At 63.5% G+C, this 22,815-nt stretch carries 24 protein-coding genes and 1 pseudogene; 4 read left to right on the plus strand and 21 right to left on the minus strand.

From position 1 onward, the window contains the following. Positions 1–3: 3 nt before the first annotated feature. From NHL60_RS16060 to NHL60_RS16085, 6 genes are all read right to left on the minus strand, one after another. Positions 4–666 carry a uracil-DNA glycosylase gene (locus NHL60_RS16060; protein WP_253445725.1) on the minus strand — a complete coding sequence of 221 codons (663 nt, stop codon included), beginning with the start codon at positions 664–666 and terminating at the stop codon, positions 4–6. Continuing rightward, positions 663–1,799, minus strand: a complete 1,137-nt coding sequence (locus NHL60_RS16065) for a nucleoside triphosphate pyrophosphohydrolase family protein (RefSeq protein WP_253445728.1) — start codon at positions 1,797–1,799, stop codon at positions 663–665. Before NHL60_RS16065 ends, NHL60_RS16060 begins: the two co-directional genes overlap by 4 nt. 3 nt (positions 1,800–1,802) lie before the next feature. Beyond that, on the minus strand, positions 1,803–2,429 hold the full coding sequence (locus NHL60_RS16070) for a hypothetical protein (protein ID WP_253445731.1): 627 nt from the start codon (positions 2,427–2,429) through the stop codon (positions 1,803–1,805). Further along, positions 2,429–2,896 (minus strand): TIR domain-containing protein, encoded by a 468-nt coding sequence (locus tag NHL60_RS16075; RefSeq protein WP_249978261.1) that lies wholly within the window; start codon positions 2,894–2,896, stop codon positions 2,429–2,431. Before NHL60_RS16075 ends, NHL60_RS16070 begins: the two co-directional genes overlap by 1 nt. Positions 2,897–2,986: 90 nt before the next feature. Beyond that, entirely contained in the window at positions 2,987–3,289 is a 303-nt protein-coding gene (locus tag NHL60_RS16080) for a DNA-binding transcriptional regulator (protein ID WP_253445734.1), read from the minus strand. 131 nt (positions 3,290–3,420) lie between these two features. Further along, positions 3,421–3,717, minus strand: a complete 297-nt coding sequence (locus NHL60_RS16085) for a hypothetical protein (RefSeq protein ID WP_253445737.1) — start codon at positions 3,715–3,717, stop codon at positions 3,421–3,423. A 67-nt stretch (positions 3,718–3,784) separates the two neighbouring features. On the opposite strand from NHL60_RS16085, the gene NHL60_RS16090 reads away from it, so the two are divergent. Further along, positions 3,785–4,063 carry an AlpA family transcriptional regulator gene (locus NHL60_RS16090; RefSeq protein ID WP_253452254.1) on the plus strand — a complete coding sequence of 93 codons (279 nt, stop codon included), beginning with the start codon at positions 3,785–3,787 and terminating at the stop codon, positions 4,061–4,063. Between the two features lie 8 nt (positions 4,064–4,071). Here NHL60_RS16090 and NHL60_RS16095 read toward each other — a convergent pair whose 3' ends face one another. From NHL60_RS16095 to guaB, 7 genes and pseudogenes are all read right to left on the minus strand, one after another. After that, positions 4,072–4,596, minus strand: coding sequence for an AlpA family transcriptional regulator (locus NHL60_RS16095; protein ID WP_253445739.1), 525 nt, complete (start codon positions 4,594–4,596; stop codon positions 4,072–4,074). A gap of 3 nt (positions 4,597–4,599) precedes the next feature. After that, a complete protein-coding gene (locus NHL60_RS16100; protein ID WP_253445742.1) occupies positions 4,600–4,869 on the minus strand; it encodes a hypothetical protein in 270 nt (89 codons plus the stop codon). A 157-nt stretch (positions 4,870–5,026) separates the two neighbouring features. Further along, positions 5,027–5,233 (minus strand): annotated as a pseudogene (locus NHL60_RS16105) (integrase); the annotation flags it as partial. 60 nt (positions 5,234–5,293) lie between these two features. Beyond that, entirely contained in the window at positions 5,294–6,511 is a 1,218-nt protein-coding gene (locus NHL60_RS16110; protein ID WP_253442917.1) for an IS256 family transposase, read from the minus strand. A gap of 103 nt (positions 6,512–6,614) precedes the next feature. Beyond that, positions 6,615–7,676, minus strand: coding sequence for an integrase arm-type DNA-binding domain-containing protein (locus NHL60_RS16115; RefSeq protein WP_253445745.1), 1,062 nt, complete (start codon positions 7,674–7,676; stop codon positions 6,615–6,617). 299 nt (positions 7,677–7,975) lie between these two features. Next, on the minus strand, positions 7,976–9,553 hold the full coding sequence (gene guaA, locus NHL60_RS16120; RefSeq protein ID WP_253445747.1) for a glutamine-hydrolyzing GMP synthase: 1,578 nt from the start codon (positions 9,551–9,553) through the stop codon (positions 7,976–7,978). 9 nt (positions 9,554–9,562) lie between these two features. Further along, positions 9,563–11,032 (minus strand): IMP dehydrogenase, encoded by a 1,470-nt coding sequence (gene guaB, locus NHL60_RS16125; protein ID WP_253445751.1) that lies wholly within the window; start codon positions 11,030–11,032, stop codon positions 9,563–9,565. Positions 11,033–11,338: 306 nt separating this feature from the next. Between guaB and NHL60_RS16130 the strand changes: the two genes are divergently transcribed. From NHL60_RS16130 to NHL60_RS16140, 3 genes are all read left to right on the plus strand, one after another. Next, a complete protein-coding gene (locus NHL60_RS16130; protein ID WP_253445755.1) occupies positions 11,339–11,896 on the plus strand; it encodes a PRC-barrel domain-containing protein in 558 nt (185 codons plus the stop codon). 117 nt (positions 11,897–12,013) lie between these two features. Continuing rightward, on the plus strand, positions 12,014–13,387 hold the full coding sequence (xseA, locus tag NHL60_RS16135; RefSeq protein WP_253445758.1) for an exodeoxyribonuclease VII large subunit: 1,374 nt from the start codon (positions 12,014–12,016) through the stop codon (positions 13,385–13,387). 149 nt (positions 13,388–13,536) lie between these two features. Then, positions 13,537–14,190 carry a peroxiredoxin gene (locus NHL60_RS16140; protein ID WP_253445761.1) on the plus strand — a complete coding sequence of 218 codons (654 nt, stop codon included), beginning with the start codon at positions 13,537–13,539 and terminating at the stop codon, positions 14,188–14,190. Positions 14,191–14,259: 69 nt separating this feature from the next. Here NHL60_RS16140 and glrR read toward each other — a convergent pair whose 3' ends face one another. From glrR to glnH, 8 genes are all read right to left on the minus strand, one after another. Then, on the minus strand, positions 14,260–15,591 hold the full coding sequence (gene glrR, locus NHL60_RS16145) for a two-component system response regulator GlrR (protein WP_301271113.1): 1,332 nt from the start codon (positions 15,589–15,591) through the stop codon (positions 14,260–14,262). A 123-nt stretch (positions 15,592–15,714) separates the two neighbouring features. Continuing rightward, entirely contained in the window at positions 15,715–16,290 is a 576-nt protein-coding gene (locus tag NHL60_RS16150; protein ID WP_253445764.1) for a hypothetical protein, read from the minus strand. 4 nt (positions 16,291–16,294) lie between these two features. Continuing rightward, a complete protein-coding gene (locus NHL60_RS16155) occupies positions 16,295–17,791 on the minus strand; it encodes a sensor histidine kinase KdpD (protein WP_253445767.1) in 1,497 nt (498 codons plus the stop codon). 911 nt (positions 17,792–18,702) lie between these two features. After that, a complete protein-coding gene (locus NHL60_RS16160) occupies positions 18,703–19,617 on the minus strand; it encodes a MurR/RpiR family transcriptional regulator (RefSeq protein WP_253445770.1) in 915 nt (304 codons plus the stop codon). Further along, entirely contained in the window at positions 19,574–20,620 is a 1,047-nt protein-coding gene (locus NHL60_RS16165) for a C45 family peptidase (RefSeq protein WP_253445773.1), read from the minus strand. The genes NHL60_RS16160 and NHL60_RS16165 overlap by 44 nt, the downstream gene beginning before the upstream one ends. Continuing rightward, complete coding sequence (gene glnQ, locus NHL60_RS16170; protein ID WP_253445776.1) at positions 20,613–21,341, minus strand: glutamine ABC transporter ATP-binding protein GlnQ; 729 nt, start codon at positions 21,339–21,341, stop codon at positions 20,613–20,615. The genes NHL60_RS16165 and glnQ overlap by 8 nt, the downstream gene beginning before the upstream one ends. Beyond that, complete coding sequence (gene glnP / locus NHL60_RS16175) at positions 21,338–21,994, minus strand: glutamine ABC transporter permease GlnP (RefSeq protein WP_253445778.1); 657 nt, start codon at positions 21,992–21,994, stop codon at positions 21,338–21,340. The genes glnQ and glnP overlap by 4 nt, the downstream gene beginning before the upstream one ends. A 78-nt stretch (positions 21,995–22,072) precedes the next feature. Further along, the gene (gene glnH, locus NHL60_RS16180; protein ID WP_253445781.1) at positions 22,073–22,810 is read right to left on the minus strand and encodes a glutamine ABC transporter substrate-binding protein GlnH; all 738 of its coding nucleotides are present in this window, start codon (positions 22,808–22,810) and stop codon (positions 22,073–22,075) included. Positions 22,811–22,815 lie beyond the last annotated feature (5 nt).

The following is a 22,815-nucleotide window of genomic DNA, read 5'->3' on the forward strand; positions in this document are numbered from 1 at the left end:
TCGTCAAAACAACGACCCAGTGCTCATGGGGTGTCCATAGAGCTCTGTGATTTGCTTCTGGAACTGGGTCTGTCCTCCGTAGCTAGGATGCCTCACGCAAATCACGGGCACGGAATCTATGATGCGATGAGCCGCAGCGGCGGCATCGTTACCGATGGCGACGATACGAGAGGGGCGTAGCAAGACAATAAGCTGTTGGAGCAATTCTTCGCCGGCTCGCCTCTCGCGCGCGTTGTGCTGCCGGTTGGTGAACGGATCTCCTGATTCATGCGGATGAAGAGGGAAGACATTCCAGAGGAAGATGCGGGCATCAATGTGTTCCAGCATGCCCCATATGACCGCGGCGGTTCGTTCGGCTACAGCACTACCTATCGTCGGCCGCTCGGCGACCTGATCGAGATTCCAACGCCTAGCGTGCTGGCTTATATGAACGTCGTCGGTCAGGGCTAACCCCGTACGGCGCCCTCCGCGGTATCCGAGGTCTCGTCCGATCCATATCGCGTCTACGGGCTCCTCGGTTGCACGACGCAACATAGCGGACAGTGCAGCGGCACGGCGACGTGGTGCATCGCGTCGATCATGGATTTCACAACGATCCGAATACGGATTGAAGCAGTTTTCGAACTGTAGCGAAGCAACTGCATCAACGAACGGGTGGATCTTCATTTTTCAGACTCAAGTGGCATGTATTTGATGGTGCGTTGTTCTCGGTTTCCAATGATCCAGCCACCTTGATTTGCCTTGAGCTGGCGGAAGACAGCATAGCCGTCAAGGATTGCCTTCTCCCAGAGCTTTAGCGGGCATTTCTCCACCTCGTAACCACTCACGAACTCGCCAATGGTCTTGAGAATCCCAAGTGAAACTTTTTCCTGGTCCTCGAAGAAATTCAATTCTTTGGCTCTGGAGAAAATCCAGGCTGTAAGTCCTTCCTCAACGACGATGGCCCGGCCACTGTCCTGCTCTTCATCGTATTTCGGATTGCTCTTTCGCTTGTGCTTGATCAGTGCCCGTATCACTGGCGACCAATGCAAGATGGCTACATAGGCGAAATGGAAGACATCATGGAACCGGTAGCCATCGCGGTCGGCGATATTGTCGGTCAGAGGGTCTCCAACGAATACACCCTTCCACTGGAGATAACTCTTTCCACTACCTCGTTGATTGACTCGGATTTTGAATTCCCGGGGTAGCTGTTCCTCAACTCCAAACGTACTGTCGAAATCAAGGCCGGCCAAATCATCCGCCTGCGGCTCCAAGAACGCGCCGCGAGCTTTCCGGAGATTGCCGCGAGCCACCTCCGAAAACGCAAGTTCGGCCGCGTGGATTGCATCCAGATAGGCCCGTGCGAAAGCAATCAAATCTGCACGTGCAGGCGCGCTTCCCAGCATGGCCGCCGCTGACTGCCCCAATCGGACTAATGTGGCATCCAACGAAGCAGTCGAGGCGACAGGCACAGCGATATAGGCCAACGCACCTTTAGTAATGTCACTTGCAGCGCCCACATTCTTGAAGTTCCCATGATTCGCAGCTTCCGCGAAGATCTCTTCAAGAGGAATCTGCAGGCGTCTGCAGATCGCGGCCAAGTACCAGAGGGTGTCGCCAAACTCTTCTTCTGCTGCCTTTTTGAACCCCGAGTAAGCCGTTCTCTCTCGAACACTTTTCTTGGCCGTAGCCATTATTCCGCCGACTTCTCCGTATAGACCTTGGAGGACCGGATTGAAGTCATTTGGATTGAGTACGTCTGTGGCTGCTATTTCCGCAGCGTAATCCGAGAGCAAGAGGGAGCCTTCCTTTTTCATCGGTCACCTTCGAAGAGTCAGCCATTCGAATGGAGCGCCCTGATAGCCGCTCAGATTAAAGCTGCGAACCCATTGCTCAAGGTTCTCAATCAGTTGCGCATCGTCAAAAGTGGTTAGGCCTATTCCCGTTTTGCATAGAGGGCGATTTTGCTGGTCTTTCAGTCCCTTGGGAAACTTCGGGCCCTCGCCCCCGAAATACACGAAGTCATTGCTGATCAGAACCCTATTGACACCTGTATCACGGATGACATGGTCCGGGTTGAGCGTGCCGTTGGGGCGGGAGTGAAATGAGTCTCGCTGCTGCCAGGCGATTCCAGGCGCAGCCCTGAAATAGATGTTGTCCCCGCAACTTTGCTTCCGACTCCCATTGCGGTACGGCTTCTTGCATTCAAACCGTGGATCTGCGCCATATTCGTCAAATGTCATCGCCTCGGTGACGCGCATCGCGTACACGAGATGCCCACCACGTCGGACAGTTTTATCATTGCTGCCACTGCCAACCACCCAATCACCGATGTCAGCGGATCGGCGGATATTGGGTTTGCAAGTCGCAAGCGTGCAGTAGCCATAGAAAGGATTGGGTGCGAAACCGCTGTCGTATCGCACCACATAGGAGTGAATGCGAGCCATCAGCAGGGGTGCCGCTTGAGTGGAACCGGGTCGCAGGCACCGCCGTCTGGCTTTTCCCACGAGTCCTTCCCGTTGATCGCGTCAATGATTGCATCGCCGTTCCACCCAACCAAGGCGTCGGCATATTCTTTCAGTGCCTCTGGAAGGTCGCATTCCTTCTCGCCATGCTCCCAAACACCAACAATGCGCTTGCCCTGTTTGGCCGCATATTCGATTTCCCAGTTCACCCAATCGCTATTCTTGGTCTGGGGGGAAACGTAGCAAATGAACACTCCAGCCCAGTTGATGGCCGGAGCAAGGATCTGCGTCTTTATGTAGTGCTCATCGGTAGCATTGTTGAACTTCCCTGTATGGATGGAGGAATCTCTGGCCTCAATCCCTTTTGGAGCCAACAGATCCTTCAGTTTCTGGAGTCCGTGATCGTCCTTATGGACATGGCTGATGAATACGTTCCTTTTCTCTGCCATCTGTCACCTCCATTATTTTTTTACATGGTTTGAAGTTCGTAACTATGTTTTCGGCCGCTGTGGTAGGAATCGCTGATCTGTTTGCCTTGATCAAATAATTGCCTGCAATCCCTTGTCGGCGATGACGTTAAGCAGCTTGAGCGCAGGTCCCGTGGGATGGGTTTCGCCTTGTTCCCACTTTCGCACAGTAGAAGCGGTGGTGTGCAGGTGGAGGGCGAACACCGGCTGGCTGAACTTCAACCTTTCGCGCAGGTGCTTGATGTCGGCAGCACTGAACTCCCGCACCGGCGGCGGGCAGATCGAGTCGAACTCGCGCATCGTCACCTTGCTGATCGCTCCCGCGCCGTGGAGCGCAGCCAAGTCGCCACGCAGGGATTCAATGATCTTGCTCACAATGCACCTCCAATAACACGCCCGCCTGCCACCGTGCGAAGTCCTTTCGCTTGAGGATGCGCGTCATCTCGACCTCAAAACTATACCCGATACGGGCATGATCTTCAATGTCCAAGTGCAATGGCCACCGTTCATGCAGTTGCGGCCTTCTGGAATTTGGTGAGCGCTGCATACCTTGCCTGATAGGACGTCAGGGCCTTATTCAGTGCGGGCTGCTTTTCTACATCGCGGTTGTGTACGGCGATGTCCCTGGTCCGCCGCACGTTAACGTCCGGTTCGTCAAAGTTCAGAAGATTGGCCATAGCCACCCAGCCATTACCGCCTTCCCTAGCTGTGACTCGCCCCAGCAGGTTGGCCCAATTGCCTTCAATAGCCACCATAACTCCATCGCCCCAAATCGCCTTGAGCACAGCATTGGAGTCATACATGGAATCCCAGCTACGCCAGCCCCTGCCAATACCAGGAACACCAGAGTACGAGGAATTACCTCAATATGTGGAGAGCCCCCCACTCCCCTTTCGCAGGACGATCCGCCGACAGGAACTGCGCCAGATCGTGCCCTTGGCCGAAACAACGATCTACGATCTGGAACGCCGTGGCGAATTCCCGCGCCGCTTCAACCTGACATCTCGCTGTGTGGTGTGGGACCTGGAGGAAGTGGAGGCCTGGATTGAGGAGAGAAAGCGACAATCCCGATCAGGAAAGGCAACCCCCTCTCCGGGACCAGACGTGAAGCAACGTATCACCCGTCCGGTCCGCGATCGCAACGACTGAGCGGCTGACTATGCGGTCAGCAGTTCCATCTTTACGTGGTCACGCACCGGATGACGAATGGCCTCCTTGGTGATATTCACTTGCAACGCCACTTTCGCCGCTTCCAGCACGCCAACATCTATTTGGTATCCCCCTCGCGCCTTGAGCCAGTCAAGCACTTCTGCGAGATGCCAGATCGAGGCGCTACCTTCGTGAACCGGCACGGGAAACGTCGCTCGGTGGGCAAGCATCAATTTCCGCATTGCCTGTCGGGAAACGCCCACGACGTCCGCCACATCGGTCAAACCAACAAGGTCTGGCGAGGCCTCGATCAGGCGCGCGGCAGGGACCGCGCTTTTGACATCGGCCAGAGCGGTGCGAACCGCCTCCTCCGCGCTGTCCGACTCACGGGAGAATTCCAGCGCCAGGCGACCCGGCTGCCCCACGCCCACCAGAGCGTCATCACAACCGGCAGCGCCCAGGCGCTCCACCAGCGCATCCAAGTCGCTGTCGCGGTCAGCCAACTGGTACTTCAGCGTAAAGATGTATTCCATGGCTCAATCCTCCGGTTCCGTCGCGCTCCGGCGCTTGTGGGTGGAACATTTGTCCACCACCCTGCGAAGCGCCCGGGCGTGGCTGCCGGGATTTCTCGGCGTACTCCACACACTTGCGATACAGAACTCACCGCAGCGGCATTCATCGTCATTGTAGGGGCAATAGATCTTGCCCCAGGCATGGGCACCGCCCACCTCGACTCGCCAACCTTCCTCTTCCGCATACCTGATCGCCGCTTCAATCTCTTTCTTCGGGTGTGATGGACGGGTCATTCCTTACCTCCAGTATGGGAATGACACCCAAGGTTGTCAAGTGACAACCTTGGGTCATGAAGCGCCTCCCCCTGGCCACCCCGCAGGTTCACAGAACGACCAGTGCCAGCACACCGTACTGGTACCGGGAAGCCAATGATCGCCATATTAGCGATACTCATACCGATGCCTTCAATACTGGCACCGACATGCTTTCCGGCATCAGGGACGGAACGTAGCTGCTCCCTTCCGCCCAGGCATCGATCATATTCGCCCACTCCTGCAGCATGTGCCGACGCTGCTCGGCGTACTCCGCCTTGTTGTACACCGCCCTCGAGGAGCGGCCATCTTCATGTGCCAAGGCCTTCTCAATCCAATCACGATTGGGTAGTGTCCCGTCAAGTGGTGTAACAGCGGGTGAGGCCACCGCGGCCTTCGCTGACTGTTACGCCGCCTCCTCGTGAATCAATTGTTCGGCGCCTGCCTCAGTCGGCTCCTTGAGCACCGGGGCCAGGCTCTCCAGGCTCAGGTACCGGCGGCTGACTTGCCATTCATCGTTCTGCTCCAGCAGTACCGCTCCGACCAGGCGCGTCACCGACGCGTTGTTGGGGAAGATCCCGACGACGTTGCTGCGCCGTTTGATCTCCTTGTTCAGCCGCTCCAAGCAGTTCGTGGACGCCAACTTCGGCCAGTGATCTTTCGGGAAGGCCATGAACGCCAGCACGTCCTCCTCGGCGCTATCCATGCAGTCCGCCGCCTTGGCGAAACGCTCACGCAGGCTGTCGGCCACCTGCCGCCACTGGCGCGTCGCTGCGGCTTGATCCGGCTGGGCAAAGGCCGTGCGCACCGCCGCCGAGATCGCTGGCTGGTGGGCCTTAGGGACCTGCGAGAGCACGTTGCGCATGAAGTGCACTCGACAGCGTTGCCAGCCCGCCCCAGTCAGTACCGTCGCGATCGCCTTTTTCAGCCCCTCGTGAGCGTCGGAGATGACCAGGCGAGTGCCCTTCAGCCCCCGGGCCACCAGCGAGCGTAGGAACGCCGTCCAGAAGCCCTCCGTCTCAGCCGGACCTGCGGAGAGGCCCAGCACCTCACGGTAGCCGTCCTGATTCACCACCGTGGCCACCACCACCGCCTGGCTCGCTACCGGGCCGTGCTCTCGACTCTTGATATAGGTCGCGTCGAGCCATACGTAGGGCCAGTGCCCCTCCAGCGGCCGCTCCAGGAAGCTTTGGACGCGCTCATCGATCGAGGCGCACAGTCGGGAGACCTGCGACTTGGAGATCCCGGTCATCCCCATGGCCTGGACCAGCTCGTCGACCTTACGAGTGGAGATGCCCTGCACGTAGGCCTCCTGCACCACCGCCGTGAGCGCTTGCTCGCTCATCCGCCGCGGCTCGAGGAAGCCGGGGAAGTAGCTGCCCTGGCGGAGCTTGGGGACCTTGAGATCCACTCGGCCCATACGCGTCTCCAACGGCCGCTCCCGGTAGCCATTGCGCCGGTTGACCCGCTCCTCGGAGCGCTCGTGGCGATCGGCCCCGCACAGCTCGGCCACCTCGTGCTCCATCAGCTCCTGGAGCATGAAGGCCAGCGTCTCACGCAGGAAGTCCGGTGCCACCGCTCGCTTTTCAAGCAGCTCCGTCAGTGCCATGCTCTTGTTGGTCATCGTGGGGTTCCTTCGGTTGGTTGCGTGTTTGGCGACTTGCAACTTTATCGAAGGCCCATGGTGACCTCATCCTCCCGTCTGAATTACACCTCTTCCCGGGACGTTACCCACGATTGAAGCCGACTTCATTGAGCAGCGTCGAGCCGGTACGGCGCAAATCGTGAACGGTGAAGGGTTCCAGCGGCAGTCCCTTTTTCCGCGCCTGCTCCGAAACCTTCAGAGTCACCCGATTCAGCGTGCCCATGGACATGCACTGGTCACCGTCATAACGAGCCGGGAGCAGGTACTTGGAACCACCGGCGCAGGTCTTCAGCGCGACCAGGATGTCCAGTGCCTGCCGGGACAAATAAACATTGTGGGGAAAACGGCGCTTCATCCGTTCCTTGGGAATGCTCCATACCCCGGTCTCAAAATCCACTTCATCCCAGGTCGCCTTGAGCAGCTCCCCTTTCCTCACCAGGGTCAACAGAATCATGCGCAGCGCCAGGCGAATGGTCGGCGATGTAGGGATGGTTTCCATCTCATGGACCATCAGACGGATTTCAGCGGGGGACAGCGCACGGTCCTTCGGCGCAAAGGTCGCGATGGACGAAGGGCTCACCTCGTCGGCCGGGTTGGCCACCTTCTCGCCGTGCATGATGGCATGTGCGTATACCTGTTTTACGATATCGCGGACATGGATGGCGGTTGCCGGCGCCCCGCGCTTCTTCACCTTCATGCACAGCGCCCGGAGATCGTCGGGTGTAATTTCCGCCAACAGCCGGTTCTTGAAGACCGGCAGGATATCGCGATCCACGATGTGCTTGCGCATGGCTCTGGTGCTGTCGGCCATGCCAGAGGCTTCCATCCACACATCGGTGAATTCGGCGAAGGTCTTCGCACGGGACAGACGGCGTTTTTCCCGCTGCTTCTCCTGAGCGGGAGAACGGCCCTCGGCAACCACTTTGCGAGCGTCCAGCAGGCGCTCACGCGCCAGAGCCAGGGAAATACCACCCGGCCCGTAACGGCCCAGGGTGAGGGTTTCGCGGCGGCCGTTGAGACGGTAGTCGTAGCGGAAGGTGATGGTGCCGGTTTTTGACACCGTCACGTACATACCATCGCGGTCGGCGACCTTGTAGGCGGCAGCTTTGGGCTTGAGTTTGCGTAGCGCTGTATCAGTCAGCATGTCAGGGGCTCTCCTGGGTTTGCGGTTGGTTACCGTCAAGGGGCAGGAGCCCTGATGATGTCCCTAAGCCCTTGTTATCAAAAGAAGTCAGGGCGTAGTTTTACCGTCATGCTGAAAATAGCCATGACGGTAATTGGGAGAGTCTTGCTTCGAGGGATTTGCGATACCGTCGCTTTTACCGACAGATATTTCTGCTTGCCGCCGATAGCCACCGATAGGTAACGCGACATAAATTCATAAAAATCATAAAGTTACGCCGCCCTCTCGATTGCTGCCGATAGTCCCTGAAAGACGTCTTTTCACTCCCACTCGATGGTCGCGGGCGGCTTGCTGCTCACATCATAGGTGACGCGGGAGACGCCGGAGAGCTCGTTGATGATGCGGTTGGAGACCGTTTCGAGAAGCTCGTAGGGCAGGTGGGCCCAGCGGGCGGTCATGAAGTCGATGGTCTCCACGGCGCGCAGGGCAATGACCCACTCGTAGCGGCGGGCGTCGCCCACCACGCCGACGGACTTCACCGGCAGGAAGACGGCGAAGGCCTGGCTGGTCTTGTGGTACCAGTCCGCCTTGTGCAGCTCCTCGATGAAGATGGCGTCGGCCTCGCGCAGGATGTCCGCGTACTCCTTCTTCACCTCGCCGAGGATGCGCACGCCCAGGCCCGGCCCCGGGAAGGGGTGGCGGTAGACCATGTCGTAGGGCAGGCCGAGCTCGAGACCGAGCTTGCGCACCTCGTCCTTGAACAGCTCGCGCAGCGGCTCCACCAGCTTGAGCTTCATGGTCTCCGGCAGGCCGCCCACGTTGTGGTGGGACTTGATCACGTGCGCCTTGCCGGTCTTGGCGGCGGCGGACTCGATCACGTCCGGGTAGATGGTGCCCTGGGCCAGGAAGTCCACGCCCTCGATCTTGGCCGCCTCGGCGTCGAAGACGTCGATGAAGGTGTTGCCGATGATTTTGCGCTTGGCCTCGGGGTCCGCCTCGCCCTCGAGGCGCGAGAGGAACTGCTCCTCGGCGTCGACGCGGATCACCTTGACGCCCATGTGCCTGGCGAAGGTCTCCATGACCTGGTCGCCCTCGGCCTTGCGCAGCAGGCCGTTGTCGACGAAGACGCAGGTGAGCTGGTCGCCGATCGCCTTGTGCAGCAGGGCCGCCACCACCGAGGAGTCGACGCCGCCGGAGAGGCCCAGCAGCACGTGCCGGTCGCCCACCTGGGCGCGTACGCGCTCGATCTGGTCCTCGATGATCTGGGCCGGTGTCCAGTTGCACTCGGCCTGGCAGATCTCGACCACGAAGTGCTCGAGGATGCGCTGACCCTGCAGGGTGTGGGTCACCTCGGGGTGGAACTGCACCCCGTAGAAGCGCTTCTCCTCCCAGGCCATGGCGGCGATGGGGCAGCTCGGGGTGGAGGCGGTCACGGTGAAGGCCTCGGGTACCTGGGCCACCTTGTCGCCGTGGCTCATCCAGACGTCGAGCAGGCTCTTGCCGGTGTCGTGGTCGATATGGTCGGCGATATCGCGGAACAGGGCGGTGGGCTCGTCGATGCGGATCTGGGCGTAGCCGAACTCGCGGACGTTGGAGCCCGCCACGGCGCCGCCGAGCTGCTCGGCCATGGTCTGCATGCCGTAGCAGATGCCCAGCACCGGCAGGCCCATCTCGAACACGCACTGGGGCGCCCGGGGCGAGCCCAGCTCGGTGACCGACTCGGGGCCGCCGGCCAGGATGATGCCGTTGGGGGCGTACTCACGGATCTCGGCCTCGGTGATGTCGAAGGCGCGGATCTCGGAGTAGACGCCGATCTCGCGCACGCGGCGGGCGATCAGCTGAGTGTACTGGGAGCCGAAGTCCAGGATCAGGATCTTGTGGGCGTGAATGTCGGTCATGTCTGGTCCTCAGCCCGCCCGATAGTTCGGGGCTTCCTTGGTGATCTGCACGTCGTGCACGTGGGACTCGGCGAAGCCCGCCCCGGTGATCTGGACGAACTGCGGCTTGGTGCGCATCTCCTGGATGTCGTTGCAGCCGGTGTAGCCCATGGAGGCGCGCAGGCCGCCCATCATCTGGTGAACGATGGCGCTCATCAGCCCCTTGTAGGGCACGCGACCCTCGATGCCTTCCGGCACCAGCTTCTCGGCGCCGGCGTCCTTGTCCTGGAAGTAGCGGTCGGCGCTACCCTGGCTCTGGGCCATGGCGCCCATGGAGCCCATGCCGCGGTAGGCCTTGTAGGTACGGCCCTGGAACAGCTCGACCTCGCCCGGGGCCTCCTCGGTGCCGGCCAGCAGGCCGCCCACCATCACGGCGCTGGCGCCGGCGGCAATCGCCTTGGCCAGGTCGCCGGAGAAGCGCACGCCGCCGTCGGCGATCAGCGGGATATCGTAGGGCTCCAGCGCCGCAGCCACGTTGGAGACCGCGGTGATCTGCGGCACGCCGACGCCGGCGACGACCCGGGTGGTGCAGATGGAGCCGGGGCCGATGCCCACCTTGACGCCATCGGCGCCCGCCTCGGCCAGATCCTTTGCCGCCTCGGCGGTGGCGATGTTGCCGCCGATCACCTGCAGCTGGGGGAAGGTCTGCTTGACCCAGCGCACCCGGTCGATCACCCCCTTCGAATGGCCATGGGCGGTATCGACGATGATCACGTCCACGCCGGCCTCGGCCAGGGCGGCGACGCGGTCCGGGGTCTCGGGACCGGTACCCACGGCGGCGCCGACCAGCAGACGGCCGTCACCGTCCTTGGCGGCGTGGGGGAAGGTGCGCGCCTTCTCGATGTCCTTGAAGGTGACCAGGCCACGCAGCTGGAACTGATCGTTGACGATCAGCATCTTCTCCACCCGGTGCTCCTGCATCTTGCCCTTGATGATATCCAGGCTGGTGCCTTCCGGCACGGTGACCAGGCGCTCGCGGGGGGTCATGATGTCGGAGACGCTGTCGCCGTGGTTGGGCTGGAAGCGCATGTCGCGCTCGGTGACCAGCCCCACCAGGGCCTCGCCCTCCACCACCGGGAAGCCCGAGAAGCCGTGCTCCTCGGCCATGGCCAGCAGGTCGGCCAGCTTGGCCTTGGGCCCCACGGTGACCGGATCCTTGACGATCACGCTTTCGTGCTTCTTGACCTTGCGCACCTCGGACGCCTGGTGGGCGATGGTCATGTTCTTGTGGATGATGCCGATGCCGCCTTCCTGGGCCATGGCGATGGCCAGGCGGGCCTCGGTCACGGTGTCCATGGCCGCGGAGACCAGGGGAATATTGAGGAAGAGATCGCGGGTCAGGCGGGTCCGGAGGCTGACGTCCTTGGGCAGGACCTCGGAGTAGCCAGGAACGAGCAATACGTCATCGAACGTAAGCGCTTCTTGAGCCATACGGAGCATAAGCGGCAACACCCAGTGAGCTGGTGGGAAGGGGGACGTGAAGTCAATCCGACATTATAGCGGCCGGGGGCGGGTCGCGTCACGGGGGCAGCGGCCAGGCAGGTCACCGGACGGGGGCAGCACGAACAGAGAAACACGATTCATTACCCACAATTACCGCGTCTCATCTAGGGTGAAGGGTACCCCTGACCGGCGTGGCGCACATGGACTGCCGCCCTCGCCGCCCGGCGCAGCAGCCGGGCCGCCCGGGCCGGGCCACGCCGAAACGGGGCAGGAACGCTGAACGACACGATCAAGGAGAGAAAGATGTCCTGCAAGAAGCACACCCTGACCCTTGCCATCGCCGCCCTGGCCGGCGGCCTCACCCTCGGCGCCCAGGCCCAGCCGGCCTACGAGCCCCAGGGCCTCTACTCCGCCGAGGATATCCTCGATGCCGACGTCTACCTGACCAGCGACCCCGAGGAGCGCGTTGGCGAGGTGGAAGATATCCTCTTCGACGAAGCCATGCAGGTCACCGCCCTGGTGATCGAGAGCGGCAGCGTGCTGGGCCTGGGCGGCCGCGACTTTATCGTCGAGTCGGGCCAGTTCACCCTGATGACCCATTTCGATGACGACGGGGACACCGAGCACCGCGTCATGCTGGAGGCCAGCGCCGAGGAGCTCGAGGGCTACCCTGTCTACAGTGACGACTGGTGGGAGCGAGCCCGCGAGCGCTCCCGGGAGGCCTGGCTGCAGACTCAGGAGGGGGCCGAGAGCGCCTGGCAGACCACCCAGGAGGGCGCGGAGCGCGCCTGGGAGACCACCCGCGAGAACGCCCAGCGCGCCTGGGAAGCGGCGCGTGACGCGGTCGGCGCCGACGACTGAAGCCCCCAGCCATCGGCAATTCTCGACGCCGGGCCCTGCGCCCGGCGTCTTCCGTCGGGGCCCCGCCGCCCCTGCCGGCATGGTAGGCTGGGCCGTTCTCTCAGCACGAGCCGCTCCATGGACGACACACCCGACGCCCTCTCCGTCAGCGAAGTGAACCGCCGCGCCCGCCGGACCCTGGAACAGGGGGTCGGCGAGCTCTGGGTGGAAGGCGAACTCTCCGGCGTGTCGCGCCCCACCTCGGGCCACCTCTACTTCACCCTCAAGGATGACCAGGCCCAGCTGCGCTGTGCGCTGTTTCGCACCCGCGCGCGCTTCGTGGCCGCCCCGATGCGCGACGGGGATCGGGTGCGAGTGCGCGGGCGGCTATCGATCTTCGAGCCCCGCGGCGACTATCAGCTGATTGCCGAGGCCGTGCAGGCGGCAGGGGTGGGCGACCTGCTGGCCGCCTTCGAGGCGCTCAAGGCACGGCTCGCCGCCGAAGGCGTATTCGCCAACGCTCGCCCCCTGCCCCACCCGCCTCGTCATCTGCTGGTGCTGACCTCGCCCACGGGGGCGGCGATCCGCGACGTGCTGGCGGTGCTGGCGGCGCGCTGGCCCCTGGCCCGGGTCACCCTGATACCGGTGCCGGTGCAGGGCCGCGAGGCCGCCCCGGCGATGATCTCGGCGCTGGGCCTGCTCAACCGTCAGGCCGCGCTGGACCCCGCCCGGGACGCCATCCTGATCACCCGCGGCGGCGGCAGCCTGGAGGACCTCTGGGCCTTCAACGATGAGCACCTGGCCCGGGCCCTCTTCCACTCAAGGCTGCCGGTGATGTCGGCGGTGGGCCATGAGGTGGATGTGACCCTGGCCGACTTCGCCGCCGATGCCCGGGCGCCCACCCCCTCCGCCGCCGCCGAGCAGCTGGTACCCGACCAGCGCGCGCTGGCCCAGCGCCTGGCCACGCTGGAAACGCGGCTGGCCAATGCCGTTCGCAGCCGCCAGGAGCGGGAGGGGCAGCGGCTCGACCACCTGCAGGCGCGGCTGCGCCACCCCGGTGAGGTGCTGGCCCGCCGCCGCGACACCCTGGCGCTGCTGCAGGCCCGGCTGCACCGCGCCCTGGCGGCCTGCCTGGAGGGTGAGCGCCGCCGTCAGCGTCACCTGGCGACGCGGCTGTCGGCCCAGGCACCGGCCCGGCGCCTTGCCGAGAGCCGGGAGCGGCTCTCCCGCAGCGCCGCGCGGCTGCATGCCGCCATGCCAAGGAGTCTGGCCGCTCAGCGCCAGCGGCTGGCGGCCCTGGCGAGAGAGCTGCAGGCGGTCAGCCCGCTGGCGGTGCTGGGGCGCGGCTATGCGATTCTCGAGGATGAGCGAGGCCAGGTGGTGCGCCGCGCCGGCGATACCGCTCCGGGCCAGACGCTCACCGCCCGGCTGGGCGAGGGGCGACTCGAACTCGAGGTCAGGAAGCAAGGGGCCTGCGACAACCTGCCTCGGCCGGAAAGCCCATCGGCCTGATAGGTTTTTGCATATGGATATTCCATAAGGCGATATATAGGATGGTACCCGAAGCCTGAGACGAGACGCGGGTCTCCATCACCAGGCGCCAGAGTTTCAGCGTGTGCCCCCCTGGCCACACGATTCGCTCAGCAGAGAGGAGATACACCATGTCACTGCGTATCAATGACGTTGTCCCGGATTTCGAAGCCGACACCAGCGATGGCCCCATCCGCTTCCACGAGTGGATCGGCGACAGCTGGGCCATCCTGTTCTCCCACCCCAAGGACTTCACCCCGGTCTGCACCACCGAGTTCGGCGCGGTGGCCCGCCTGGGCGAGGAGTGGAAGAAGCGCGGCACCAAGGTGATCGGCATCTCCACCGACGGCGTGGAAGAGCACAAGGCGTGGATCAAGGATATCGCCAGCTACGCCGACTGCGACGTCGGTTTCCCGATCATCGCCGATGAAGACCTCAAGATCGCCAAGCTGTTCGACATGCTGCCCGCCGACGCCTACCTGCCGGACGGCGCCACGCCGGAAGACAGCGCCACCGTGCGCTCGGTCTTCATCATCGGCCCGGACAAGCAGCTGAAGCTGGCCATGATCTACCCGATGAACGTCGGCCGTAACTTCGCCGAGGTGCTGCGCGCCCTGGATGCCCTGCAGACCGCCAACAGCCAGAGCATCGCCACTCCCGCCGACTGGACCGTGGGTCAGGACGTCATCGTGCCCCTGTCGCTCTCCGACGAGGAAGCGGTGGCCAGGTTCGGCAAGATCGACAAGGTCTTCCCCTACCTGCGCAAGGCCCCGCTGCCCCAGTAAGCGCAGCGAGAGCCGCCACGGGCTCGGCCTGTGACCCCGACGCCCCCTGCCCCGGCAGGGGGCGTCGCGTTATGGCCCACCCGGCTTGAAGGTGGCGGGCTCCAGGTCATGGCGCCCCAGCAGCTTGTAGAAGTCGGTGCGGTTGCGCCCGGCGATGCGGGCGGCCTGGGTCACGTTGCCTTCGGTGATCTTGAGCACCTTGATCAGGTAGCTGCGCTCGAAGGCGGCCCGGGCATCGTTGAAGGTGGGCAGGGCGCTCTCCTCGGCGGCCAGGGCCTGGGCCACCAGCGCCTCGGGGATCATCGCCGAGCTGGTCAGGGCCACGCACTGCTCCACCACGTTGACCAGCTGGCGCACGTTGCCCGGCCAGGCGCTGGCGGCCAGCAGGTTGAGGGCCTCCGGAGAGAAGCCCTTGACGAAGGGCTTGTGGCGCTCGGCGGCCTGGGCCACCAGGTGCTTGGCCAAGAGCGGCACGTCCTCGGCGCGCTCCTTGAGGGCCGGCAGGCGCAGGTTGACCACGTTGAGGCGGTAGTAGAGATCCTCGCGGAACTCCCCTTCGCGCATGGCGCGATCCAGGTCGCGATGAGTGGCGGAGATGATCCGCACATCGATGGGAATCGAGGTGGTCGAGCCCAGCGGTCGGACCTGGCGCTCCTGCAGGGCCCGCAGCAGCTTGACCTGCAGCGCCAGCGGCATGTCACCGATCTCGTCGAGAAACAGGGTGCCGCCATCGGCGGCCTGGAACAGGCCGTTGTGCTCGCTGATGGCACCGGTAAAGGCGCCCTTGGCGTGGCCGAACAGTTCGCTCTCCAGCAGCTGCTCCGGCAGGGCCCCGCAGTTGATCGCCACGAAGGGACGGTCGGCCCGCCGGCTGGCACGATGGATGGCCCTCGCCATCAGCTCCTTGCCCGACCCCGAGGGGCCGGTCACCAGCACGCTGACATCGGAGCCCGCCACCATGCGCGCCTGCTCGAGGAGGCGCTCCATGTCCGGGCTTCTGGTGATGATCTCGGCGCGCCAGGCGTCGTCACCCTCGGCGGCCGAGGCCGGCGCCTGGGCCAGGGCCTCGTCGATGGCGGCGAACAGCTCCTCCCGATCCACCGGCTTGGTGAGGAAGCTGAACACCCCCTCGCGGGTGGCACTCACCGCATCCGGAATCGAGCCGTGGGCGGTGAGCAGGATCACCGGCAGGCCCGGCACCTGTCGCTGCACCTCGCGAAAGAGCGCCAGGCCATCCATCTCGTCCATGCGCAGGTCGGTCAGCACCAGGTCGGGGCGGCTGAGCTCCAGGGCCTTGAGGGCATCGCGGCCGCTCTCGGCGGTGGTGACGCGGAAGCCACGGCTCTCCAGGCGCATGCCGAGCAGCTTGAGCAGGCTGACGTCGTCATCCACCAGCAGGATGTGCGGGCCGGCACCTCGACCACCAGGGCCGCGCGCACCCGGCGCCGCTCCACCGGCCTGACGGGCGCCCTGGGCGCGGGCCTGCAGGTGCAGGGGGGTCACGTGCTTCACGTCGTTCTCCTGTCAGTCGGTCTGCTGTCGCAGGTTGATGCTCTGCTCGATGGCGGTCAGCGCCTCGAGCTTCTCGGCTAGGGCGGCCTTCTCCTCCTCCAGCGCCGCGAGCCGACCCTCGGCGTCGGCCAGCTCGCCACGGACCCCCTCCAGGCGGCGCACCATGCTGCGCCGGCCCTCCAGCTCGTTGAGCCAGTAGCGCAGCAGCGGCTGCAGCGCCACCGGCGCCGACGCCAGATCGGCCTTGTAGAGCTCCGAGGCCTGGTCCCACTGGCGCTCATTGCCCCAGCTCAGGGCCACGGCCCGCGCCAGGCGCCGTTCGCTGGCGCTGCCCTCGAGCCGGGCCAGGATGGCGTCACGCCAGGCGCGATCGCCGCGCTGGGAGGCCAGGCCGAAGGCCACCCAGTCATCGAGCAGGCAGGCCGGATCGGCAAAGTCGGGAATGCCGCCCGGGCAGACGCTGGGCACGCTGTCGATCGCCGGGGCCGCATCGCGGCTGGCGCCCCCTCCGAAGGGAGCATCCGGCAGGAGCTCGCAGCCAGCCAGCCAGAGGGCGGTCATGCAGGCGAGCAGGGGGCGAAAACGCATGACATCAGTTCCTTGCAGGGTGGCTCGCCTCCTGGGCGAGCTCGGGGTTGAGGGGCATGAGGGGCAGGCTCGCGTGGAGCCCTGCCGGGAGGGTCAGGCGGAAACAGACGGCCAGCCGGGGATCCTCCACCAGCTCGAGCTGCCCCTGCTGGATCCGCGCGCAGTCCGCGGCCACCGAGAGCCCGATGCCGGACCCCTTGAGAGGCCCCTTGCGGCGCGCCTGCCCCTGGTAGAAGGCCTCGAACAGGCGCGGCCGATCGGCCTCGGCGATGGGCTCACCGCTGTTGGCCACCTCCACCTCCAGCCGGTCTCCACGCCGCCGAGCGCGGATCTCGAGCACACCACCGTCTTCACCGTAGGCGATGGCGTTGGAGATCAGGTTGTCCAGGAGACGCGAGGTGGCGGTGTGGTCCAGCGACCACTCCAGGGGGCCATCGAAGCTGCTGACCGCCATGCCCTTGTTGGCCAGCGCCAGGCGATGCTTGGCCAGCACCTCCCGCACCACGGTGGCGACATCCAGCCGCTCGGGCGTGACCTGACGGTTATGCTGCAGCAGGTTGTAGTCGAGCAGCTGCTCGATCAGCCGCTGCAGCTCGCCGCCGCTGGCATCGATCAGTTCGAGGATCTCGCGCTGGGGGGGCGACAGCTCACCGGCCACGCCGTCGGCCAGCAGGGCTGCACCCTCGCGAACGCTGGCCAGCGGCGTCTTGAGCTCATGGGACATATGGCGCAGGAACTGCTGCTTCTCGGCCTCGAGCTCCTCGAGCCGCGATGCCAGCCAGTCGAGACGCTCGTCGAGCTGCACCAGCTCTGCCGGCCCCTGTACCGGCCGCGCCGCACTGCGGGGGGCACCGCTGCCGATACCCAGGATACGCCGCTCCAGCTGGCGCACCGGGCGAATGATCAGCCAGGAGAAGAGCAGCATCAGCACCAGGCTGGCGGAGACCAGCGCCGCGGTCTGCAGCCAGAGGCGGGCCTGTACCGTCTCGGCCCGCTCGCGGATCGCCTCGATGCGGGCATCGATATGGCGGTTGGTGGCGCGACGCATCGACTCGGTACGCTCGGCGAAGGCGGGGAAGATCACCAGCTGCTGCTCGAAGAGCTCCCGAGGCAGCTCGGGCAGCCGCTCCAGCAGCTCCAGCTGACGCGCCAGCACGGCCACATCGTCCTCTTCACCCAGCAGCTCGCGCTGCTCGGCGAGCAGGTCGCGATACTCCCTGAGGCGCTCGACGTAGATATCGAGCAGGCTCTCCTGCTCGACCACCGCATACTGACGGGCGCTGCGCTCGAGCTCCAGCGCCAGGATGCCCAGGGTACGAGCGCGGCGGGTCTCCTCCACCGCCTGGCGCGCGCTGACGTCCGCCAGCCGCGAGAGCTCCGACAGGGCCTGGGCCGCCTGGAACATCAAGACGCCCAGCGGGAGCATCACCACCAGAAAGGCGAGCAGAACAAGCTGAAACAGCGAGCGGGGGCGCCAGCGACGCGTCACACGAATGGTCATGTCCAGCGTTCTTTGCAGGAGGATGGGTGGCAGAAAAAGTGGGGATACCGCCATCTTCTAGACCTTCAGGATACCAGAGTTCTGCCGGCCATCGCGGCGCCATGTTGCCTGCGCTGCCACCCGCGCGGCTGCCGGACGGAAAAAAAAGGGCCGGCAGAGCCGGCCCAAGTACGCAGGGAACTGAAGGGTCTGGAAAGCGAACCGCGCAAACCGCCTGACCGGTGCGGCAACGCGCTTTCCATGGGCCCGAGGGCCCCGAAGCCATGTGACCCCATCTGCCGCCAGGGGCTGGGGCCCCATGCGGGCAGCCTGCCTTGCGGCACACCACCCTGCTTCGTCTTCGGCACCACCGCCCCGGCCGAGCCGGCGGCGATGCTGCGCAATTCGATCCCCCCGCAGGGGGGAGAGGCATCCATGCCAGGGCATCCTTGCCCCTGAAGGTACGCGTCCTTGATCGAGTCGGTACCCGTCTCATCGCAACCTTGAGTCACACATCGCTAGGAGCAGACGCTGGTCGCTTCGCGGGTCGACACGCACAGGGCAGTGATTGCCTGACCCCCTTGGCGACCGAAGACGATTCGAGCCGTAGTGAATCGTCTCCGTTGCTCGCCTAGAGTACTGCCAACACCGTGCCAGAAACCTTGTGTTATCATTGAAAACAATGACTTAAAACTAGCTCCGGCGCTACTGACGCCAGAGCACGGCCGGAGCGGGCCCGCCAGGCACGAAAATCGGGGGAATTTCGTTGCCATATGGCGACGCCTACCTAGAGCCTCACGAAAAAATAGCTTTATAACAACAACTTAAAAAGTCACCCAATAGAGACAGCTGCCCCTCTCCTGACGCCTGAAAGCGACAGGGCGCCACGAAAGGGTTCACCACACCACCATCGAGAGCCCGACGACATGTCTTCAAGGCATCTCGATCCCCAGTTCTTCAATGAAGTGGTCACGTCGAGTGATCGCCGTGGCGGCATCATCCCCGGCCACAGTGGCACAAGCATTGATCAGGCACTCAGCCGCGGCGAAGAAGGCGACCATGCTATTGGAAATGAAGCTAGTCTCATGGGGCACCAGAATCGAGACACACGAGTGCCGCACCAGCGGAGAGCTCGCATAGTCGGTAATGATCAACGTCTTCACGCCGTGCTCATGGGCGAGGCGACAGACATCGACTACCTGACGCGTGTAGGGCTTGCAGCTAGCGGCCACCAACACGTCTCCTGGCGACATCGCCGCGAGGCCTTCGGCGATGCCGTTGCTGTAGTCGTTGAGCAACCCGACATCGGCGCGAATCATGCCCAGGCCATAGGCGATGAAACTACACAGGGCATGGAACTGGCGCACCCCATAAAGCCGAACCCGATCCGCTGACACCACCGCCTGGGCGAAGGCCTCGAGATCCACCTGCGAGAGCCCCTGCCCGAAGCGCTCGATGTTCTGTTGGTTCTCCGTGCAGAGCCTGACAGCTTGGGCCTTGAGGCACTGCCGGTCGGCCTGCAGCGCCGCGCTGGCGTGATCCCGGTAGAAGGATGCGGAGTGAGACAGTGTGCTACTCAGCAGCACACTCTGCAGGTCGCTAAAGCGCTCGTAGCCCAAAGAGCGCGCTAGCCGTGAGATGGTGGAGGGGTTGACCCCCAGATGGCGAGCAGCCGTGGAGATAGACAGCAGGGCCTGATCACCGTTAAGTTCGACCAGCCTTGCCAGCGCCTCCTGCGCCTTGGGCCCAAGGCGCAGATCAGACTCCCCCCGCGAGATGCGCAGGGAGAGTTCACGTAGGGCGTCAACCGTCTCGGGTGGATGAGCGGCACGGGTGGTGTCCGGCATAGAGGGGCGCAGCTCCTGGTCGATCATAAATTTGCCATGCTACTCCATCCGGGCCCGGTTGCATTACCGCCGTGGCCAAGGTGTTCTCTTGGTCGGGATCGTCCGGATCCTGGCGCAGGATAGGCAGCCCACTCCCCTGCCGGTCGTGAAGCACCGTTAGCGGATCGCAGTTTCCCTCCGCGATCAGCCTGTCACCTCGGATCTGGCGATCCCGGGACGAATCGGTAACGATCTGGTGCGCCAGCCCCCGAACATGGTGCAAGGCATGGTTGGCATGGACCCATGGCTTGACGATCTCTTGCGCCGACACCTCGCCCCCGCCGAACTCGACGCTGACAGCCGGACCGCCGGCGGCATCCGCCAGGGTAAAGTGGAAGCCGCCGCTGCCGGGGTGACGGCGCAGCAGCGACAGCGCCGACTCCACGTCGACCCGGTCGAGCACCGCGCGCCCCAGCACCATCCGCGGAATGTCCGGCGCCAGCCCGATCAGCCGCAGGTTGTTGACCGCCTGCACCAGGCCGGCGTTGTTGAATGCCAGGGTGTGTCCTGGCAGGGACCCCGGATAGCAGAAGGCGGTAAACCCCGGCCCCTGATCGGGCTCGCCCTCGAACATGAAGCAGTGGCCGGCAAGCTGCGGCAGGCCATCCTCATTGTGGGCGATCACAGAGCGGGTTCCCGGCACCACCAGGGTGGTGCAGCCGTCGGGCACGCTAGCCAGCAGGTCGCCGCGGCAGTTCCAGGCAAACACAGGCTCGACGGGCAGCCCCAGGCCCTCGGCAAGCCCCTCGATCTCAGCCCATATCCTAGGGAAGTGGCGCTGAGTGCTCGCGGCCATGCGAGCCATGGCCGGCTGATGCACCGGGTCGTTGAGGCGTTTCCATAGCGGGGTCGGCAGCAGCCGCTCGTGGAACGCGCGGCGACCCGCCCGGCCCAGCGCCCGGCCCAGGGTCCGGGGGGCGCCGCTGGCCCGCTGCCAGCCGATCAGAGGAGTGTGGTCAAACATGGCGTAGAAAATCCCTCATCCTGTCATTAGGTGGGCTATCGATCACCTCGGCCGGCTTGCCATCCACGGCAATCTTGCCGTGCTCCATGAAGATGAGCCGCGTACCGACCTGCTTGGCAAAGGACATTTCATGAGTTACCACCACCATGGTCATATGCTCGTCGGCCAGCGTCCGCATGACGTTGAGCACCTCTTGCTTTAGCTCAGGATCCAGCGCCGAAGTGGGCTCATCGAACAGCATCACCTTGGGCTTGATCGCCAGTGAGCGGGCAATCGCTACCCGCTGCTGTTGGCCGCCAGAGAGCTCATGGGGGTAATGCGCCTCCTTGTCGGCCAACCCCACCTTATCCAGCAGCTCGCGTGCATGACGCTTAGCCTCCTGACGCCCCACATGGCGCACCTGCCGCTGCCCAAAGGCGATATTTTCCAGAGCCGTCATCTGCGGAAAGAGATTGAACTGCTGAAACACCATGCCCGCCTCCTGGCGGATCTCGCGCAGCACCTTGTTCCCCCCCTTCACGCTTAACTGATCGACAATTAGGTCGCCTCCGCTGATCATCTCGAGGCCATTGATACAGCGCAGCAAGGTCGATTTCCCGGAGCCAGAAGGGCCCACCAGCACCACTACCTCCCCGCGGCGCACCTCCAGATCAACCTCATCAATCACTTTCAGTGAGCCGAAGTGTTTGGAAACATTGTGAAATTTAATAATGGCGCTCATAGAATTCTCATCCGCTTCTCGATCATCCGCAGGATCATCGTCAGGGTGCCGGTCATGATCAGGTAGAAAACCGCCACTGCCGTCCAGATTTCCACGGCGCGAAAGTTGGCTGCCATGATCTCTTGACCGGTTCGTGTGAGTTCGCTCACCCCAATCACAATGAACAGCGACGTATCCTTGAGGCTGACAATACACTGGTTGCCCAGGGGCGGAATCAGTCGGCGAAAGGCCAGCGGCCCCACGATGTAGACGATGACTTTCCAGCGCGGCAGTCCGATCGAGAGGCCTGCCTCGGTCAGGCCCTTGGAAATCGACAGCACCGCCCCACGGACGATCTCGGCAATATAGGCGCCCGCATTTATCATGATCGCCAGAATCGCCGTGGTCATCGGATCAATACGGATACTGGCCAGCACGGGAAGCGCAAAGTAAAGAAACATCACCTGGACAACGATAGGCGTGCCGCGAATCACCTCGACGTAAACGAAGGCGAGGCCATTGATGACATGCCCACCGTAGGCGCGCATCAGACCAACGATGGCACCGATCAGCATGCCGCCTGCCAGTCCCATTACGGTGATATAGAGCGTGACCCTGGCCCCGTCCATCAAATGGGGCAGGAATCCGGAGATGATGGACCAATCGACATTCATGCTCGAACCCCCGAGTTTCAATTTCGAGCGGGCGGGACACCCCACCAGCTCGGTGCTTTCTAGCAGGTGAAAGGAGGGTTACTGAGCGCCATCTTCGCCGAACCACTTGGCGTAGATTTCGTCGTAACGGCCATCTTCGCGCATGGATGCCAGCACGGCATTGACCGGCTCGACCAACTCACTGCCCTTGGGGAAAGCAATACCGTACTCATGCGCCATCATCTGCTCACCGACGGCCTTCACCTGGCCATCGCCGGCCGTCGCGATGTAATAGAGCACATTGGGCGTATCATGCATGGCCGCATCGACTCGCCCGGTCCGTAGCTCGAGATAGGCGTTATCGATGTTGGGAAACTGGCGCAGCTCGGTGTCGGTGAAATTCTCTCGAGCATAATCCGCCGCAGAGGTACCGGTACGCACGGCGAGGGTCTTGCCAGCTAGATCTTCGGCGCCTGTAATATCGCTATCCGCCGGCACCATAATTCGGAAACCGCTCTCATAGTAGCCGTCCGAAAAATCGATGACCTCGGCACGATCGGGTCGAATCGTGATGCCGGCGAGCGCAACATCGATCTGGCCAGTCTGCAGGCCGGGAATGATGCCGTTGAAGTCCATCGGCCGCAGCTCGTACTCGAGGTCCAGCTCATCGGAAATGATCTTCCACATATCGATGTCAAAACCGACATATTCACCATCCTGCATAAACTCGAAAGGGACGAAGGCCGTATCGGTGGCCACTACCAGACGGTCGGCCTTAGCGGTAACAGCGGCTAGAGAGAGTGCGGCGGCAGCCATCCAGGTTGTCGGCTTTTTCATGGAAG

Origin of the sequence: Halomonas sp. Y3 (assembly GCF_024137965.1) — a bacterium.
GTDB classification, from domain to species: Bacteria; Pseudomonadota; Gammaproteobacteria; order Pseudomonadales; family Halomonadaceae; genus Halomonas; species Halomonas mongoliensis.